The organism is Microcoleus sp. BM001215392, assembly GCF_036700185.1.
Taxonomy (GTDB): Bacteria; Cyanobacteriota; Cyanobacteriia; order Cyanobacteriales; family Microcoleaceae; genus Microcoleus.
The window spans coordinates 30,502-47,250 of the sequence record NZ_JAUBOJ010000002.1; the positions used below are offsets into that span (position 1 = coordinate 30,502).

Annotated in this window: 12 protein-coding genes and 2 pseudogenes; 12 read left to right on the forward strand and 2 right to left on the reverse strand. The window is 47.5% G+C overall.

Annotated features, from left to right (window positions below):
• The first annotated feature begins 675 nt into the window (after positions 1-675).
• The 3 genes from QT974_RS00470 (at position 676) to QT974_RS00480 (ending at position 6,713) form a co-directional block, all read left to right on the forward strand.
• Positions 676-4,476 (forward strand): DUF3987 domain-containing protein, encoded by a 3,801-nt coding sequence (locus tag QT974_RS00470; protein WP_333466585.1) that lies wholly within the window; start codon positions 676-678, stop codon positions 4,474-4,476.
• A 602-nt stretch (positions 4,477-5,078) separates the two neighbouring features.
• Positions 5,079-5,672: a hypothetical protein gene (locus tag QT974_RS00475; protein ID WP_333466586.1), complete on the forward strand. Its 594-nt coding sequence runs from the start codon at positions 5,079-5,081 to the stop codon at positions 5,670-5,672.
• A 495-nt stretch (positions 5,673-6,167) separates the two neighbouring features.
• Positions 6,168-6,713 (forward strand): tyrosine-type recombinase/integrase, encoded by a 546-nt coding sequence (locus tag QT974_RS00480; protein ID WP_015211723.1) that lies wholly within the window; start codon positions 6,168-6,170, stop codon positions 6,711-6,713.
• Between the two features lie 84 nt (positions 6,714-6,797).
• On the opposite strand, the gene QT974_RS00485 is transcribed toward QT974_RS00480, so the two are convergent.
• Both QT974_RS00485 and QT974_RS00490 read right to left on the reverse strand, forming a co-directional pair.
• The gene (locus QT974_RS00485) at positions 6,798-7,601 is read right to left on the reverse strand and encodes a hypothetical protein (RefSeq protein WP_333466587.1); all 804 of its coding nucleotides are present in this window, start codon (positions 7,599-7,601) and stop codon (positions 6,798-6,800) included.
• A gap of 63 nt (positions 7,602-7,664) precedes the next feature.
• Entirely contained in the window at positions 7,665-9,872 is a 2,208-nt protein-coding gene (locus tag QT974_RS00490; RefSeq protein WP_333466588.1) for a DNA/RNA non-specific endonuclease, read from the reverse strand.
• Positions 9,873-10,270: 398 nt separating this feature from the next.
• On the opposite strand from QT974_RS00490, the pseudogene QT974_RS00495 reads away from it, so the two are divergent.
• From QT974_RS00495 to QT974_RS00535, 9 genes and pseudogenes are all read left to right on the forward strand, one after another.
• Positions 10,271-11,008, forward strand: a pseudogene (locus QT974_RS00495) (Hsp70 family protein); the annotation flags it as partial.
• Positions 11,005-11,718 (forward strand): annotated as a pseudogene (locus tag QT974_RS00500) (Hsp70 family protein). The pseudogenes QT974_RS00495 and QT974_RS00500, both read left to right, overlap by 4 nt.
• Before the next feature lie 160 nt (positions 11,719-11,878).
• Positions 11,879-12,100 (forward strand): hypothetical protein, encoded by a 222-nt coding sequence (locus QT974_RS00505; RefSeq protein WP_333466589.1) that lies wholly within the window; start codon positions 11,879-11,881, stop codon positions 12,098-12,100.
• 204 nt (positions 12,101-12,304) lie between these two features.
• On the forward strand, positions 12,305-12,913 hold the full coding sequence (locus QT974_RS00510; protein ID WP_333466590.1) for a hypothetical protein: 609 nt from the start codon (positions 12,305-12,307) through the stop codon (positions 12,911-12,913).
• A 100-nt stretch (positions 12,914-13,013) separates the two neighbouring features.
• Positions 13,014-13,598: a hypothetical protein gene (locus QT974_RS00515; protein ID WP_333466591.1), complete on the forward strand. Its 585-nt coding sequence runs from the start codon at positions 13,014-13,016 to the stop codon at positions 13,596-13,598.
• A 100-nt stretch (positions 13,599-13,698) separates the two neighbouring features.
• Positions 13,699-14,046, forward strand: a complete 348-nt coding sequence (locus QT974_RS00520) for a hypothetical protein (RefSeq protein ID WP_333466592.1) — start codon at positions 13,699-13,701, stop codon at positions 14,044-14,046.
• Positions 14,018-14,332: a helix-turn-helix domain-containing protein gene (locus QT974_RS00525; RefSeq protein WP_333466593.1), complete on the forward strand. Its 315-nt coding sequence runs from the start codon at positions 14,018-14,020 to the stop codon at positions 14,330-14,332. Before QT974_RS00520 ends, QT974_RS00525 begins: the two co-directional genes overlap by 29 nt.
• 419 nt (positions 14,333-14,751) lie before the next feature.
• The gene (locus QT974_RS00530; RefSeq protein WP_333466594.1) at positions 14,752-14,946 is read left to right on the forward strand and encodes a hypothetical protein; all 195 of its coding nucleotides are present in this window, start codon (positions 14,752-14,754) and stop codon (positions 14,944-14,946) included.
• A gap of 367 nt (positions 14,947-15,313) precedes the next feature.
• A complete protein-coding gene (locus tag QT974_RS00535) occupies positions 15,314-16,711 on the forward strand; it encodes an ATP-dependent DNA helicase (protein ID WP_333466595.1) in 1,398 nt (465 codons plus the stop codon).
• Positions 16,712-16,749 lie beyond the last annotated feature (38 nt).

The following is a 16,749-nucleotide window of genomic DNA, read 5'->3' on the forward strand; positions in this document are numbered from 1 at the left end:
GCCCTGGGTGTAGAAGTAACTGAGGGTGAAGCCTCAACCTGACTTTAACAAATCTTTACTTGATCAAATTTATGGTCGGCTATAGAATAGTTTACGGTCAACCTTATGACCATCACTCTAATACAAGCCAATAATTGGCTTTTCTGAGAGTATACCCTTTCTGATAAAAATATTGCCTCACTCTAAACTCTAGCCGAGTCGCAAGTGAGGCTGTTGGATGACTCAAAGCGAACAGTTAGTCAGAAAAACAACCTTAGAATCCCCATTCTGAACGTTTTTCTTTAACCAGAACGCTTCTTACAAATCAAATAACCGGGGTCTTTTGACAGTTATGACCACCGATCCTAGTCATAGTCATAGCCGGAGCTTTTAACCCTTCTCAGAGCTGGAGTTTTTAACCCTTCTCAGAGCCGGAGCTTTTAACCCTTTTTGGAGTTGAAGCTTTTAACCCTTTTCAGAGCCGGAATTTTTAGCCCTTTTGGGAGCCAAAAATTTTAGAGTTAGTCCTTGCCGAAATTTTTAGCCCCTTTGGGAGCCAAAAATTTTAGTGTTAGTCCTTCAATAATACCAAATCAGAAGCTCTGAATCAACAGATATGTTCTGGTAACTCTAACATCTAAACCCTTTTTGCTTGAAACTCCGGCTCCCGCAAACCCTTTAGTGTAGGAGCTTTCCATGCCTAACAACTCATCCGCTAGCGATCTAAATATTCGTCTTTTTCAAGGCTTATCCCGGATTCCTCAAGACTGGCAACTCTGCTTGCTCGACGGCAAGAAAGTCCCTCAAGGCACGGGCTGGCAGCAAAAACCGCTCAGTCCCGCCCAAATGAAAGAAGCTGTAACTCTTGGCCAAATGGTAGATAGAGCCGACGGCACTCAATACCGCTGCTACCCCAAAGGATATGGGCTGATCACTGGAACTGCGATCGCTGCCAACGGGAGCACCTACTATTTAATGGCAGTAGACCAAGACGGAGCTAGTGCTAGAGCGAAAATCCTTGAACTGTCCGATGGCGAAGAATTACCCCACACCGTCGCATTTACCTCCAATCGGCCCGGCCGCTGCCAATACCTATTCCTAGTCCCAGAACAATACGCCGGAGCTATCCGCACCAAAAAATTCCCCACAGACGCTATCGGAGACGACGGCAAAGGCGAACAGCTCGAACTCCGCTGGGCGGGGTTGCAATCTTGCCTGCCGAACAGCGTCCACCCGACTACTGGCGAGTACGTCTGGCTCAAAGGCTGCGCTCCCGATGAAACGAGCGTGGCATTAGCCCCGCAGTGGATCATTGAACAAATGCTGGCCGAACCGCTGGGGGAATCAGAAAATTCTGAACTCCTCCCTCTAGAAAAAGCTCTAGAAGAAGCTGAAGCCAATTCTACCGCTCCCGCCCCCCGCCGGCGACACCTACACCGCACTCACCGTCCAGAACCGGAGTGGACTGATATTGATTGGGCGCTGTCCTACCTAGCCGCTCTGTCTCCGGCCCGCGCCGATAACTACGACGAATGGTGCGGCGTGGGAATGGTTCTCAACTCCATCGATGATTCTCTCCTCTATGAATGGGACAAGTGGAGCCGCCAATCCCCCAAATACAAGCCGGGAGAATGCGACAAAAAATGGAGGAGTTTCAAAAGCAGTGGGGTGGGCATCGGCACGCTAGCGTACTGGGCTCAACAGGATGGGTGGACTTCACCATTTAAGGGGCACAGTGCAGCCGACAGTCAAAAAAATGGACAGCAGAAAGCAACTCAAAATTCCCAAGACATTAGCAATACGAGCGAACTAAATCTTGCTAACCAAAACTCTGAAGAGGGCGATCGCACGGGCGGTATCGAACCTAATCCTGGTTCCTCTTCTAACGGCTCCGGTGTCAACAGATCCAACAGCGATCACTACTTGTACAATCGCGTCAATGCCATTATTAACAGTGAAATCAACCCGCCCCAACAGACAGCCGCTTTAATTGAACTATCCGCCCGTGAAAGGTTTCCTTTGAAAGGAGTAAAAGATTTAGCCACCGAAGTAGAAACTCATATTAGCTATGGAGAAACTCACGCACAAGAAGTTCAAAAACTCAAAAAAATCCTCAATTACCGCCAACAGCAACTAGACATCGCTCAAATTTTGCCCGCTCCTCTAGCCCAAGCAATTTTGACTAAAGCCGCTTCTGACCGCATCGACCCCATTTACATTTACCAGTACCTCCTCTCCGCTTGCGGTAGCCAAATGGGGGGGCATATTGGAATGATTGGCAAAGAAGGTGCAACAATAGCCGACAGTTGGGTAGAGTATCCTATCTTCTGGACAATGGTAGTTGCTTTAGCTTCGGCTGGCAAAAGCCAGACAATGCGAGCCGTTTTTGGCAGTATCAAACAGCGTTACAAGCAAGCCAAATCCGCATATCGACAGCTCGAAAAACAGCTAGAAAAACTAGAAGAAGCGTGGCAACAAAAATCTACTCAAGAGAAAGAAAAACTCAAAAATAGCTTGTCAAATCCCGCAGTCTTTAAAGCTTCAATGCCTCCCCCTGTACCCAAGCAACTTATTGAAGCAGGAAGTCCCGAAGGCGTTCTGCGGCGGATGAGCGAACTCCCGGTCAGGAGTGGCGGCACTTGGGTTTTCGACGAATTGGTGCGGTTGTTGAAGCTGGATCAGTATAAAGACAAGGGGGGAGATACTCGGCAAATCCTGCTACAAATGTGGAACTCGCCTGCTGATATTGAATTTGAACGGGCTGACGATAAAGATGCCTTTGAACTTAAAGATTTGTGCTTGAATTTGACAGGGGCTACTCAATTATCCAAAGTCCAACAATTGTTTAGCGACCCCGACGACGGCGACGGGCTAATCAGCCGCTTTTTAATAGCGGTGCCGTCAACTCCTGATAACTTTGCAGTTTGGTCAGACTCGCAAGTTGCAATCTCCGGGGAATTGCAAGAATTGTACGACCACCTGCGATCGCTCCACGGCGATCTCCGAGAGCTAGCGGGGTTGTCTGTCGCGAGTGAAGGTGGAGAATTGTCCCCCGTTCTGCTGTCATTTACGGCCGAGGCTCATGTGCGGTGGAAGCGGTGGTGGGAAGAAGTCAGGCGCAACCAACAAGCAGTGGAATTTGAAGACCCAGCATTTTATGCCTATTTGGGCAAAATGCTGTCTCAAACTTTGAGGTTAGCCCTCCTGCTGCACTGCATCGAATTGAAATACGAAGAAAAGCCAGATTCGCTGCGCGTCGGCCTCGATACCTTAGAGCGGGCGATCGCGGCGGCTAAGTTCAGCATCGGGCAATTCCGCATCTTGCAAACGAATAACCACGCCTCCGATTCGGCCGGAGCCCATCTCTCCTTAATTTACACCTATGCCCTGCGGAAGGGGGAGGAGGTTTCAGCCGCTCAAATCCAGAACAGCGTCTTCAAGCGGTGCAAGCGCAAACCCACATTAGCTGAAATTCGCTCCAACTTCGCCGTTCTCACAGAAAACGGGTATGCACTTCTCTCTGGCAAGGGAAAAGACCTCCGCATTCGAGCGCTTCCATTATCTAAAACCCGCGTCGGAATTCCGACAGATTCCGGCAAAAGTTCCGGCATTCCAGAAATGGCCCAAGCGCTTGCCAGGGTTAACGTTGAACCCCATTTAACGCGCTATTCCGGCAATTCCGACACTCCAGCGCGGCGCTCCGGCAATTTACAAGATGAATGGGTGAGTCCGGCATCATCCATGTGCGCCTCGGTATCGGAAGCTGCTACTGCGATGCCGACAGCGAGCGAATTAGAAATAGAAGAGGATTCGCCACTTGTTACCGCAGCGCCGACAGCAAGCGAATTGAAAATAGAAGAGGAGTGGCCACCTGCTACCGCAGTGCCGACGGTGAGCGAATTGAAAATAGAAAAGGATTCGCCGCCTGCTACTGCAATGCCGACGGTGAGCGAATCAGAAATAGAAGAGGATTCGCCGCCTGCTCAAATGTGTCGGAATTGTCGGAATTCTGACATTGATGAGGTTTCAGAGGTTGAGCCAAAGCCAATTGTAGGCGATGAAAATCTGTCGGAAAATGGTCGGAACGAAGTCGGAATTTCCGACGAGTTAGGCGGTGAAGGAGACGATGCCAATAGTGAATGGAAGGGTGAGTTAGATCCAAGTGACGATACCAACAGCGAATGGAAGGGTGAGTTAGATCCAGGTGACGATTCAGACTTGGATAGCGACCCGCTATACGGCGATCGCGTGCCAAAACCGACTGCACCGCCCGACCGCATTGGCACTACGGAACTAGCACCTCCAGGCGCGTCTAGCGTCCGAGGCAATAGTGACAAGGAGGCTACCACAGTGAGCGATAGCCCCCATCTTCTGCCCAATCCCGCTATTCTACCCATCGAGCCGCAGACTTCCACAACACCTGCTGACCAACCTTGCCCCACTGTTGAACTGACCGAACGCCCAACCCTGGGCGAAAGTGAGGCGAGTTCCCCGTAACGACTAAAGCCGAAAAACGGAATAATGACGCCTACAGGCAATTTGCGGATCGTGTTAGACAACGTGACTGTCCAAGTTGAACTCCATTTCTGTGGGATGGAAGGCCGCGCGATCGCGCGCCTCCTGTCAGCTTGTCGATGATGGAAAATTTTCCATTGCCTTTCTCACGGACGCACCACTCCGTAAAATCGGTAATGTCCGATTAATTTTTGATTAACCTCCGCGCCTACCGTCGCGGAGCAGCTAAAAAAGTCAGCTACTGAAACCACTCTCCGCAGAAAGTGCTAATTGTGACGACTGAATGCTCACCCGCCACTGTCCCCTCGCATTGGCGCCCGTCACGCGCGAGGCGTGAGCAAAGAAAGAAAACACAACTTTTCGCTTTCCTGAAACCGCTTAGATCCTTGTATAGCAGGCCGGGACCGTTGAATAAATTATCAGATTAGGTGGATTTCTCCTCAGTTAATCATCCAAAAGGATGAAGTTAATTCTCCGGTTCTTCAGCCCGTGTAGCCATGCTGCACCATGTTGTCAACTGTTGCAATCTAAAAAAGGTTAGCAATGCTTACCGCGAAAAATTTGATTGGGAGTTTTTTGTTCAGATGACTATCGAAACTATTAACGATGTACTATTTCCGCCTTTCCTTTTTACCACCCTTTTTTGCTTAGCCTCAGCATTCCTGCACGAGCCTGAAGCAGTCCAATCGGAAGAACTTACAAACAATCGAACTGAAGTAAATGTGGCAACAGCCACAGCGCAATCTGACAGTGCCAACAGCGAGGTAAATGGAGCAACAATTGAAATTGAGAAACCAGCCAGCTCCCATCACACTCGCCATCAGACCACAGGCAAAAAAACACCAAACAAACCAGCAAAACCAATTGATTTTGCCGCACATTCAGGCGCAAGCACAACCTCACTTCCTGCCGTTAATACTTCGCTGATTTCAATTAGGCAAGCTCGCAAAATTGCTAGCGCCATCAAAGCTGCTGCGCCAGAACTGGGGTTCAAGCAAAAAGTTAACGGCTCTGATTCCTCTATTGAATGGTTGCAGGCTCAAATCAAAAATCGGCTGGAAAATTATCCCCTAATTGTGATGCCTATCATCCTCAAGCTTGCTCCCAAAGCGGTGATTGCAAATACCCTAGCATCTGCTACTTCCGAACTAGGTGAAAGTGCGCGTTCAGTGTCCTAGCAGCGAACGAAAAGTTTCTCAACCAACCAGCGTACTCGTTTACCCTCCGAAACTTATAACAATGCCCAAGCCTTCGTAAGGCTTGGGCAGTTCTTTTGACCAGAATAAGCGATTTTCCAATCAAATCCTAATTTTTTATTAAAGGGGAACAAAACTAGCAAAACAACTTGCAAAGTGAATCAAAAAATAGTATAATCAAATTATTACAAGCGCCACTTCTATTTGAGCGTACTGTTATGGCGGCAATTAAACCTGTTACCTTCCGAGACCTCATAGACGCGATCGCCACATTGCCAATTATCAACTTTCCTGAGAATTTAAGTCAGTTGAGTAGCAATAAAAGCCAATTTAACTGCAATAAAGGGCGCGGGCTCCGGCATCGGAGGCGCAGCGCCCCGCAAGTGGCCCATCAAGCGATAAAAGCTTTTCGGCAGACTTGACGAAAGCCCACTTTCGTCCAATAATAAGGGATCTTCCATTTTGGAGGGCTGCGCCGTGAAGGTTCAAGGCAACGGGCGTGCTAAGATTTTGACGCCCGCCGAAATATCTAGGCTGTTCGACCGGGGTTTTGTTACAGCAAGGGATAGGCTTTTGTTTGCTGTGACTTTTTATTGTGCCTGTCGTATTTCAGAGGCGTTAGCTTTAACAACTCAGGACATTGTTGGCGGTGTGGTGACGCTGCGGAAAGCGACAACTAAGGGCAAGTCAGCAACGCGAACGCTGCCGCTACATCCCATGTTGGCTAAGTTTTTATTGGCTTACAATCCAGATGCGGGTTTTTTGTTTCCTGGGCGAGAGGGTACGAAGCCTTTGACACGCTCTCAGGCAGACTTGATTTTTAAAGAAGCTTGCAAACGGGTAAGAATTAAGGGAGCTTCCACACATTCGATGAGGCGGACAGCACTCACGAACTTGAGCAATGCTGGGGTGCCACTGCGGGTAATTATGGAGATATCAGGTCACAAAAATTTGTCGAGCCTCCAGCGCTATTTAGAAGTGCAGCCGGAACAGCTTGTCAAGGCACTCGGGATTCTGAAGTGAAGCTATCGCGACTTTGGTTCGCCAGATTGTTTCAACAGTTGAAGGGCTCTCCCGTAAGTCTTCTTTGAACAGAAATCAGATGCCTCAATCGTTGTTGTAAATATACGCCGTTTTTGTCTTGGGGTTGGGGTCTAACCAGGACGTAAGTTTTTGCAATACCTCGAACACCTCATAGGCTCGTTGAGCCATCTTTCGGGTATAGGTCTCATTCTCATCGCCATATCGGAAGCTAAACTCCACCACGACGGGATTCTCGGCATTATCGTCATACCAGGCAATCAGAGCGCACTCTGCATTGACTTTGGGTTCCCTCCTAATCTGAAATTTGCCCCCTTTGATAACAAGTTCGCGCACAGGATGCTTAACCGTGTGGATGGCTTCCTCTCCCGTGTAGTTAGTGAGCTTATCTGCCAGATCTGGATAAAGCTGAATCGCATCGTTCAATGTATTCAAATGCTTTGTAGCTGCGAGCGCTTGTGTCGTGGAGAAGCTGTATAACACCGTAAAGGGAGATTTGATGTCCTCTTCAAACTTTTTCTCTTGACTCGCCTCACGGGCATCCATATCCCGATCTTGAGCAATGTAACGGTCTCGATGACGGAATTTCAAAGTTACTTCCCGTTCATCTTTACTCGTATTACGTCTCACACGAAGGATGTAATCGTTGCCCTTATATAGGAGGTGGGTATCTGTATCGTAAAAGTTGATGATTCGCCTGTCTGTAATCTTTCTCAGGCTACCGTCTGTATCGATGACAAGCAGATTAATGGCTTGAGTAAAAGCACGCCAGAATCCGTTTGCAGCATCCAAAAGCTTCGACTCGTCACCCGCGAATTGCTCCGCTCGAAGCATAACCTTATATTCCCGCGCAACAACTTTCTCTGCCATAATTTCTTCAGTTCTAAACGTACTGTGGAGTAGCGTTAACCTTCAGTAACCTGTAACTTTGCCTTAAAAAACGATGTCATTGAGCCTTGCCAGAGGTACGAAATCCGTTCCAGCTTCAAAATAGCTCTCGTTCACCTCATCCTCAAGCGGGTCATAGTTGCGTAAATTTCCAAAGTCTAACTTCGTCTTGGCTTCTATTTCGCGAACTTGAACCTGAAACGGCTTGTAGGGACCTACTTCAAACTCTTCCTCTGGAAGGTCTCGAATTAACTCCTCTTGACTAAGCAGAAAAGCGAGAGCTACAGGGTTATCGTCGTCGTTTTCAAACACAATCACTTTCCAAAATTCTTTTGGAAGCCGCAGACCTCGGTATTTGCGATCGCCTGCATAAAAAACAGGACCGTTGAATATGCACAGCTTTTTGTTATTATCGCGGGCTTGTTGAGCAATATGGTCTTCAATATTGCCCCACAGCAGTAAGCCTCTATCATTGGCTTTCGTTGCTTGGTTGAAGATTTCATGCTGTGGAGAGCAATTTGTGAAGTGGAATGTGTCGTCGTTAGCAAGTTTTGCCTCTTCGGGCGTTTTACCCCACGCTGCATCTGCTCGTCTTACCAAGTGTCCCCGGTCAAAAGGATTGTTTGAGTAGATTTCCTCACCAGCCTGAGCTTTTTTATCAACCCGAGGGTCAAAGAACCAACGATCATTATCTTGTTTCCGGTTGTGCTTGAACGGTGCAGAGGCGTCGAAGTTCACCGCAGCTACGAATGCTAGTCGCCGTTCGCGATTCATGATAACACTGAAGTGGTAGTACTTCAGCTCATATTTGTTCCCTCCAGCCGTACCGGGAACCTCGAAAGCCTTCGAGCGAATTGCATTCGAGAGTTTCGGCAGTGCTACGGGGAAGCCCAAGAAGTTCGGATCGTATCCCGGTCGATTGTTGTAGTTGCGATCAGGCTCGATGGCTTCCAGCGTATCGTCCTCGCGTTCAATTTCACGAACAGCTTTCTGAGGCAAAGAACAATCCGGTACTCCCAAGCTGACTGTAATTTGTAGCGGAATCGTAATAGTCACGCTGCCAGAGGAGAGATGAGCAGAAAAATTTACGCTATGTTCATCCGTACCAGTTCCTCTTGGGTAGCTAACTTCCGGTTTCGTTTTCTTATGAAGGTTCAGAGGGGATTTGCGCCGCACTCTCAAAGGGTCACGGCTATTTAACAGTTCAGCACGTAGTTCCTCTTCATGCGGACTAATGCTAGCGCTAGTAATAAAATCTGTGAGACGTGAAATGCGAATGCCCTCATTGGCAACCCAAGCTAATTGGCTCGGATCGTCGCCTTTTCTCCAGACATTACCCTTTACATCGAGGAATCTGCCTTTAGAATCCATCCTCGGCACACCTGAGTGATGCAGGGCTACAACCTCCCACTGATCGTTGAACACGGGCGACCCAGACGACCCCGGCTCGGTGTCGGCTCCGTAGTGAGCCACTTTCTCCAGCAAGTCCAGCAATTTGTTTTCCCGGATAACGACCTGCTTCATCTCCCCACGAGGGTGCTGGATGATGTTAATTGATTCCCCTAGCTGGATTTTCCCTTCTTCCTGGATAAGTGGGCACCAGCCATAATCCGTGAGGGGTTTCTCTTGATGTGAGGTGGGTTTGACCGCGACCAGCGCGAAGTCAAAGCCCTTATCGTTCAGAAAGAAAGCATCAGGGTTAAGGTTGAATTGTTGAAGGGGCAGTGGTTGACCGAAACGGTCAACTTGGTAGTCAAGTTCTACAACACTGTCTGCGGCACGGTCTGCAGATTGCAGCACATGGTGATTGGTCAGCAGTAGCTGGGGAGAGACGAGAAAACCAGTGCCAAACGCCTTTCGTCCGTTACCTAGATGTGTGACAATCCGACCCACACATCGATTTACATACATGGCTTTTTCGAGAAACTCTATAGATAGGAAGTCACGCGTTTCGCCAAGTATCCGCTCCACAAGTTCGTTGTCGATCTCCTCGGGCGCGAACTCCTCATGGTATACCAATTCACTGAGTTCCTCGGACAGCGCCTCCGATCTGATTGGTAGCACTTCCTTTACCTTGCCCAAGAGGCGGTTCACACGCTTGGCTAGGCGCTCCTTTGGTTCGACATCATCATAGCGTTTTTCTTTCAGGAGCCTAATACTCTGTTCTCGTTTCTCCTTCTGTTGCTGCCAGTTCTCAGCAGCTTGGATCATTACATCATAGTCAAAGGCATACTCGTTCTGCGGGGCAACCATTGGATTATGCTCCATCCTTGGGTGATGTCAGGATCGCTCCGCTATCAGTCTTCCATTAGGTTTCTGAATTAAGCGAAGTCATCTTAGGAGAATGTACTGGCGATGGAAGTCGTCGAAACTAGCCAATTAAGATTTCAAACCGCCCACAATTGGATTAGGTTAACTATTGCTTAACCGTATAGACGATTCAGCAATAGTTACTGAGATTCCTTCCGCAGTGTGCAGGCTGATTCCGGAGATTTCGGAGAAATTTGTCCAAAGTCCAATTATTGTTGTTTAACTTGAGATAGGAACTCAATGAGAAGTAGGCGGTGAACAAGGTAGATATCCTGGGGATTGACTTAGGGACAACCAATTCAGCCATTGCCATCTGGGAGCCATAGACAGGACAGGCGAGAGTTCTGCACAACCGTGAAGGCGATCGCATAACTCCCTCCGTCGTAATGTTCGACCCCGAAACCCGTCAACCCATCGTCGGTAAAGCGGCACTCTCGTGCATCACCAGCCATCCCAGTCAAGTCATCTACTCCGTCAAACGCTTCATCGGTTGTACCTTTCGTGATGAACGAGTACGCAACGACCAAACGCAAGTCACCTACAGCATTGAGGAATTCCAACAGAGCAAAGTCGCTATCCGAGTCGGAGAGCAACTCCTCACCCCACCCCAGATTTCCGCTCAAGTCCTACGCAAGCTCAAGGAAGATGCCGAGGCTGTCTTGGGTAAGACAATCTCCCAAGCCGTCATTACCGTCCCAGCCTATTTCAGTGAAGCCCAACGTCAAGCAACCAAGGAAGCGGGAGAACTGGCGGGTTTGCGGGTTCCCCGGATTATTAACGAGCCAACTGCTGCTGCTTTGGCATTTGGTTTGGGTGCCCAACGGCAAACAGTAGCCGTGTACGACTTAGGCTGTGGCACGTTCGATATCTCGATTCTGCGGATTGAACGGGGTTTGTTTCGAGTCAAAGCTACCAGTGGCGATACTCACTTAGGAGGCGACGATTTCGATTTGGCAATTGTGAGCTGGATGAAGGCAGCATTCCAGCAGCAGCATGGTGTAGACTTACCCCTTGAACGAGACATTAGCGTGCGATCGCTCGCGATCGCACAACAGCAGAAACCGCCAAGATTGAACTGACGCAACTCACAGAATACGCCATTAGCACCCCGAACCTCTTCACGGTGGATAATCAAGCTTTGGGGCTTTCGGCGACTCTCACCCGCATAGAGCTAGAAACGCTGGTGCAGCCCTTCATCGATCGCACCTTAGCCATCTGCGATGCCACTCTGGAAAAGGCAGGGCTGAAGCCAAGTGACATTGACCAAGTGTTGCTAGTTGGGGGGCAAACCCGACTTCCGGCAGTCAAGGCAGCACTGCGCGATCACTACGGTTGAACAATCAATGATTCTGTCAACCCAGATGAGGCAGTCGCTAGGGGGGCGGCTGTTCTGGGGGCAAGGCTGTGCGGCTATCTCAAGGAAGACGTGAAATTGTGGGATGTTACGCCTTTGTCCTTGGGGCTTGAGCTAGCCAATGGCAAGATGGATGCTATCATTCGCGCCAACGAACAGATTCCAGCGACCAAATGGCGCAAAGGACCGCAAGCGTTTACCACCCAGCGCGACGGACAAGAGAGCATTCGCTTCCGCATCTATCAAGGTGAGCGACCGATCGCAGCGGACAATGAATTTGTCGGTAAAGTCGTTCTCAACTTAGCCACTGCCCGCCCTGCTGGAGAGGTTCGAGTTAGTCGCCAAAACGCCCAAAAAATATCACCACGCTCAAATAGCTTTTGTGGTGAGTTTGGGAACCCTAGTAATAGGGATATTAAGATCGAAATGTCTTAAGAATCCCCGTGTCTTTAGACCGGGGAGTGTCAACAGTACAAGACAGGTTTGGCCTTGTCAAAGAGCGGCTATCGCCGCTATTGGGAGTGACCTGCTCATTTAAGTTGCGTCCATTCTTAACAATAACGAACGCATTCACCTATTTTCTTAAAAGCGGTTGATGATGGACACTTCTGCCCAAAATCCAGCTATTGCCTTCATGGATGAGGCACAAGAACAGATGGCAACCTTCGCTGCATTTCTCAGCAGCACAAACAATTCTCACTCTTTCGCCAGCAAGCGTTTGAAAGGGCTAACGAAACTTCTACAACGGCTAATTGTCCAACCAGGCTGCAGCTTGCAGCGGAACCGCGAAAGCAATATTCAGCTTTACTGCAATTAGCTTATGCGATCGCCCGCACTTTAAAAGAACCTAGCTTGCAGAAGCAACTTGCAGGGACTCTCACATTCATAGGAAAGCCTTCATCACGGGCGATGCCCTCAAAAAAGCCAGTTAGCTGTTAAGAATTAGGATTGACTTCTATTTCAGTTAACTGGCTCCCTTTCAATTAACCACACAAAATTCAAAGAGGGATGCTATCTCGCCATGAACGGAAACAACTTGAATTTACTGCCAGTACCATTACCGCCCATGCTGCCAGAAATGGTGGGTATCGTTGGTGATTCCCGATACTTCGCCATGTTTTATATGGGCAGCAAAGCTACTTGGACTGATGGTAGAGGGTTAGGGACCTTCAGTTATTATGCCGTGTACGAGCCACTTACTGAACATCCCGCTCTCGCCCTCGATCTGGAACCATACCACCTCGGTTCCGATGATGAATTTCCCACCCATGCAATTGTGTGCGATCGCTTGGAAGGAAAGATGTACGTCGGAGATTACCCAGAAGTAGAGAAATTTCTCAACATCCAGCACCCACCGCTGCCCACTCTGTCACCAGAAGAAGTTGAACAGCAACGGCAAAGGATTGAGGAAGAACTGGCAAACTTTGACATTTCTACGTTGCAGAAGTTGGGGATGTTTGAGTTGTTGGCAGGGCACAATCAACAACAAAAGCAGGAGCTAGTGGAATTGGGGCATTGGCTTGACCAACAAGTAACTGAAGATTTGGTCCGGCGATATCTCGAAGCTGCTAATAAAGGTAATTGGACAGCGATTTCTGTACTGCAAAGATTTTTGCAAGGCATCCATTAAAAAAATTGACAACAGAATCATTACCATTAAGCGAACGCAATCTTTCCTTGTAACTATGAGAGAGATTGGTATTAGTGCCAATTCCCAGCAACACTAATTAATGGCCAAAAAGTCTGCCTATTTCCGTAACAAAAATAAAACACAGAATCAAGTAGTAGCCATTGGAGAAAGAGCGCTTGTACAATGCGTAAAAAGCTGGTGTCCTCCCAGTTGGGAATCAAGATTTCCAGGGAAAATCATCCCTTTCTGGATTCCTATACTTCCTGAGCAACCGCACTCGGATGCAGAAATTCTCAAGTTTGAACCGCTCCACTATCACTTTGACTTTCGCTTTTGGCATGACCGACTTATCAACTTATTCTTCACAGATGGGGAAACTGCTGAAGATTGGCAAGCACGAGTTCAATTAGCTTGTGAAGTTATCGAAATAAAACAAGTGGTGCGCTTGTGCTACCGCAATATACCAATCCTTTCAGCAAACTACAACTTCTTGCCACGCTTGGAGGAAGCTTACTCGAATTGCTCCTTGCTGCCTGGTAATATTTGCCCCCACAAAGGTTATAAACTTTTGCCAAATACCAAGCACCCTAATTTAGGAACCTGCCCGGGTCACGGCTTAGCATTTAACTTCAAAACAGGGCAATTATGCCGGAGAAAGGAATTTACACAGCTTGATTTCAGTTGATTGATTTAGGGGAATATCGCGCTGCAATTTCTTTATCAAGAAATTTGCCGAAAAACCTGTCAAAAAAAGTCAGGTGCAATCGATTCACAGCTATGAACTTATGTCAATCTTAAAAGGAAGTCGAGATTTGATTTCGGCGCTGCCGCTAAGAGATTTGAAGGGGATGCCACCTTCAATCGAATTGCCTGCTAATTTTGCCCAAATTCACACGCCGCGCTTTGAGTGCGGCGACATGGTGCGCTGGACGGGTGTTGGCGAAGAAGCTGATTGGGGGATAGTTATTGGCAAATTTTACAACTGCGAACCGCGTCGGTACTGTTGGATGTGGTGCTACATAATTTGGCTGGCTGCTAATTCCAAGAGCGCAGCTTGGTGTCAGTTTGATACGGCGCGGGAGGAAGATTTGGAGGGGTTTGAGGATGAAAAAGCCGCAGACTTTGACAGATAGAGAGCGCAATTTAATTGCAGCTTACAGCCAATGCCAATTGGGAATGACGCCGAAGCAGTTTTATGGCAAGTGGGCGGTGAGTTACGAGGAAATCGCTTTTATTTGTTCCCGTTCTAATTCTACAGTGCGGGGTTGGTTTAAAAAGGGAAAAAATCGAAGATTTCCTACTCCTGTCGATTTGCGTCATCTGGCAGTAATGGACTTTCTGCTGGAACATTTTGAGGAAATTCCAGAGACACTGGCAACCTTGCTATGTCGGCTTTCTGAAGATAATAGCGTGCATTAGTAGTGGCGCGTCTGCTTGAAATTAGTGCATTGAACAATTGCCCGTGTTTTCTCAAATTGATAAACTTCAAAGCGTTTCACGGAGGTCCAGCACCCGTTATGGATCAAAGAAACTCTTTCTCCCCTGCTCCCCCTGCTCCCCCTTCTCCCCTTCTCCCCCTCTCCCCTTCTCCCCTACTCCCCTGCGAGTTTCTGAGGAGATTTCTAATGCCTCATTTCCAAATAGACGCGCCACTATTGTTTTTGATTTTATATACATCAAGCCTTTTCAGCATCAAAAAATAATTTGAGCTGGTTTCAGCACAAATATAGTCAATTGTCAATATCACCGTGACCTGTCTTTGACAATATTGTTTCAATTAAGGTAATGGCAGGTAATCAAACACAAACACAATTTGTTACTGTTATCAGGAGGTTAAAATGACCTATTTTGAGAAGTTGCACCCGTGGTGCTTAATTCGCTTACTTCCTAATTGCCAGCGTATTGTTGTGGCGCGATTTCGCAAGAGAAACGATGCAGATGAGCATCTGCGGGTTTTGCAACGGTTGGTTAAAAATCGCACATTTGTGATTATTTTTGAGAGTCAAGAACAGCCAGTTTTGCCTCAAGATTGATGGGCAAAACTTATTTTGAAGTCGAATTAGTCAAAGTACCTGCATTAGATTAATAACTCCGCTTCTCCACAATTTCTCCTAGTTATCAATCCAACTGATAACTGGGAAAGTTTTTGATGGGTGCATAAGTCCTAACTATGGAAAATTTGAGTAGCAGTCAAATCAACAGAACAAATTATACAAGATTTACGCCCCAAGTGTTTAAATAAACTATTGGTAGCGGTAAGGTGCTTATGGCTCACCCTACATATAGAGGTTATGCGTAAGTCCTGTTAGAGTTATTATTATCGTCTCCATCAATTAATGATTGTGTAAATTTCAGCTAGCGCTGATTAGTGTTTGAAAGATAGTGGAAGAAACCAACCCTATGATTCAAACACTGGTAAAACCGAATTTTCAATTAACTTCTCAACAAAACAACGCCCTCCAACTCCTCGAACAATTTGTAGCAAGTTCTAAACGGGTATTCGGGCTATTTGGATATGCAGGTACGGGAAAATCAACCCTTGTCAACCTGGTAGCAGAACAATTAGTCAGGGCCGGAAAGAGAGTCGCTTTCACCGCTCCCACCAATAAAGCTGTAGGCGTATTGCGACGGATGGCTGCTGAAAAAGGACTGAGAGGAGTAGACTTTATGACCATCCACCAGCTATTGGGGTTAGCTCCAGTCAAACAGGGGCAAAACAAAATCCTCAAACAAGTTTCTCCTTCTTTCCTTCACCTGTACGACACTATTTTTCTCGATGAGTGCAGTATGGTTACAGCAGAACTGTGGAATATTATTCAAGAAAGAATTGCTAGCGCTTTACTCATCGGCAGCAATCGGCAGCTTATTGTTATGGGCGACCCCGCACAATTGCCTCCTGTTAATAATGGCTTCATAGAAGAGAAAAAATCTCAATCCTTCAGCGTGCCTGAAAAAGCAGTTTTAACAGAGGTCGTCAGGCAAGGTGCGGGCAGCCCCCTGCTAGAATTCGTAACAGCTTGCCGCACGGCTGTCAAGAGCAAAGAGGCGTTCAAACCCTTCTCCAAATTCAGCCTTGATAAAAAAAACGGAGCCTTCTTAGTCAGAGAAAAAACGCTGCTGAAATACGCCTTAAAAAAGTTCTCTTCTACTTTCCCTCAAGACCCTGATTGCTTTCGCATCCTCTGCTACACTAACGAGCGCGTCGCCTACTGGAATAGCAAAATCAGAGCCAAAATCTACGGAAAAAATGCTCCCAGATTTATTATTGGAGAGAGGTTGATTGCTAAAGCTCCCGTTATTGCTCCCGACGGCAAAACCGTCATCCTGCCCACATCAGCAGAAGTGGAAATTGCCGAATTTCAAGAGGATAGGTACTCTGGGTATAAAGCCTGGAATCTCCAGGTTAAAACCGATGCAGGCGACCAACGCCAAATTTACATCCTCCACGAAAGTGACGCTTGCCGATTCCAACAGGACAATGCTAGGTTGCTGCAAAATGCTAAAAGCAATCCGAGCTTATGGAAGGCATGGTACGACCATTGTGAAATCTTTGCAGATATGAGAAATTGTTGGGCAATTACTGTACACAATTCTCAAGGCTCTACTTTCACGGAGGTGGGAATTGATAGCAGTGATATCGGCAGGAAAGTCGCTAGTAAATTGCTGTATCTCGCTCAACTTCTCCCTAGTCAAAAAGCTCAATTTGTCAAAGAATACCGCGACAGTATTCGAGAGCACAATCAGCTTATGTACGTGAGTTGTAGTCGTGCAAAGCACCGGGTTTTTGTTACTAAGTGAACCCATTTTATATTTGGTGAATGGCACTTTAGAGTTTA

Bases quoted from the DNA above. Each gene is read 5' to 3' on its own strand.
- QT974_RS00505 (WP_333466589.1), top strand. From the start codon at position 11,879: ATGATGGACACTTCTGCCCAAAATCCAGCTATTGCCTTCATGGATGAG.
- QT974_RS00470 (WP_333466585.1), top strand. From the start codon at position 676: ATGCCTAACAACTCATCCGCTAGCGATCTAAATATTCGTCTTTTTCAA.
- QT974_RS00525 (WP_333466593.1), top strand. From the start codon at position 14,018: ATGAAAAAGCCGCAGACTTTGACAGATAGAGAGCGCAATTTAATTGCA.
- QT974_RS00485 (WP_333466587.1), bottom strand. From the start codon at position 7,601: ATGGCAGAGAAAGTTGTTGCGCGGGAATATAAGGTTATGCTTCGAGCG.
- QT974_RS00535 (WP_333466595.1), top strand. From the start codon at position 15,314: ATGATTCAAACACTGGTAAAACCGAATTTTCAATTAACTTCTCAACAA.
- QT974_RS00475 (WP_333466586.1), top strand. From the start codon at position 5,079: ATGACTATCGAAACTATTAACGATGTACTATTTCCGCCTTTCCTTTTT.
- QT974_RS00530 (WP_333466594.1), top strand. From the start codon at position 14,752: ATGACCTATTTTGAGAAGTTGCACCCGTGGTGCTTAATTCGCTTACTT.
- QT974_RS00490 (WP_333466588.1), bottom strand. From the start codon at position 9,872: ATGGTTGCCCCGCAGAACGAGTATGCCTTTGACTATGATGTAATGATC.
- QT974_RS00515 (WP_333466591.1), top strand. From the start codon at position 13,014: ATGGCCAAAAAGTCTGCCTATTTCCGTAACAAAAATAAAACACAGAAT.
- QT974_RS00510 (WP_333466590.1), top strand. From the start codon at position 12,305: ATGAACGGAAACAACTTGAATTTACTGCCAGTACCATTACCGCCCATG.
- QT974_RS00520 (WP_333466592.1), top strand. From the start codon at position 13,699: ATGTCAATCTTAAAAGGAAGTCGAGATTTGATTTCGGCGCTGCCGCTA.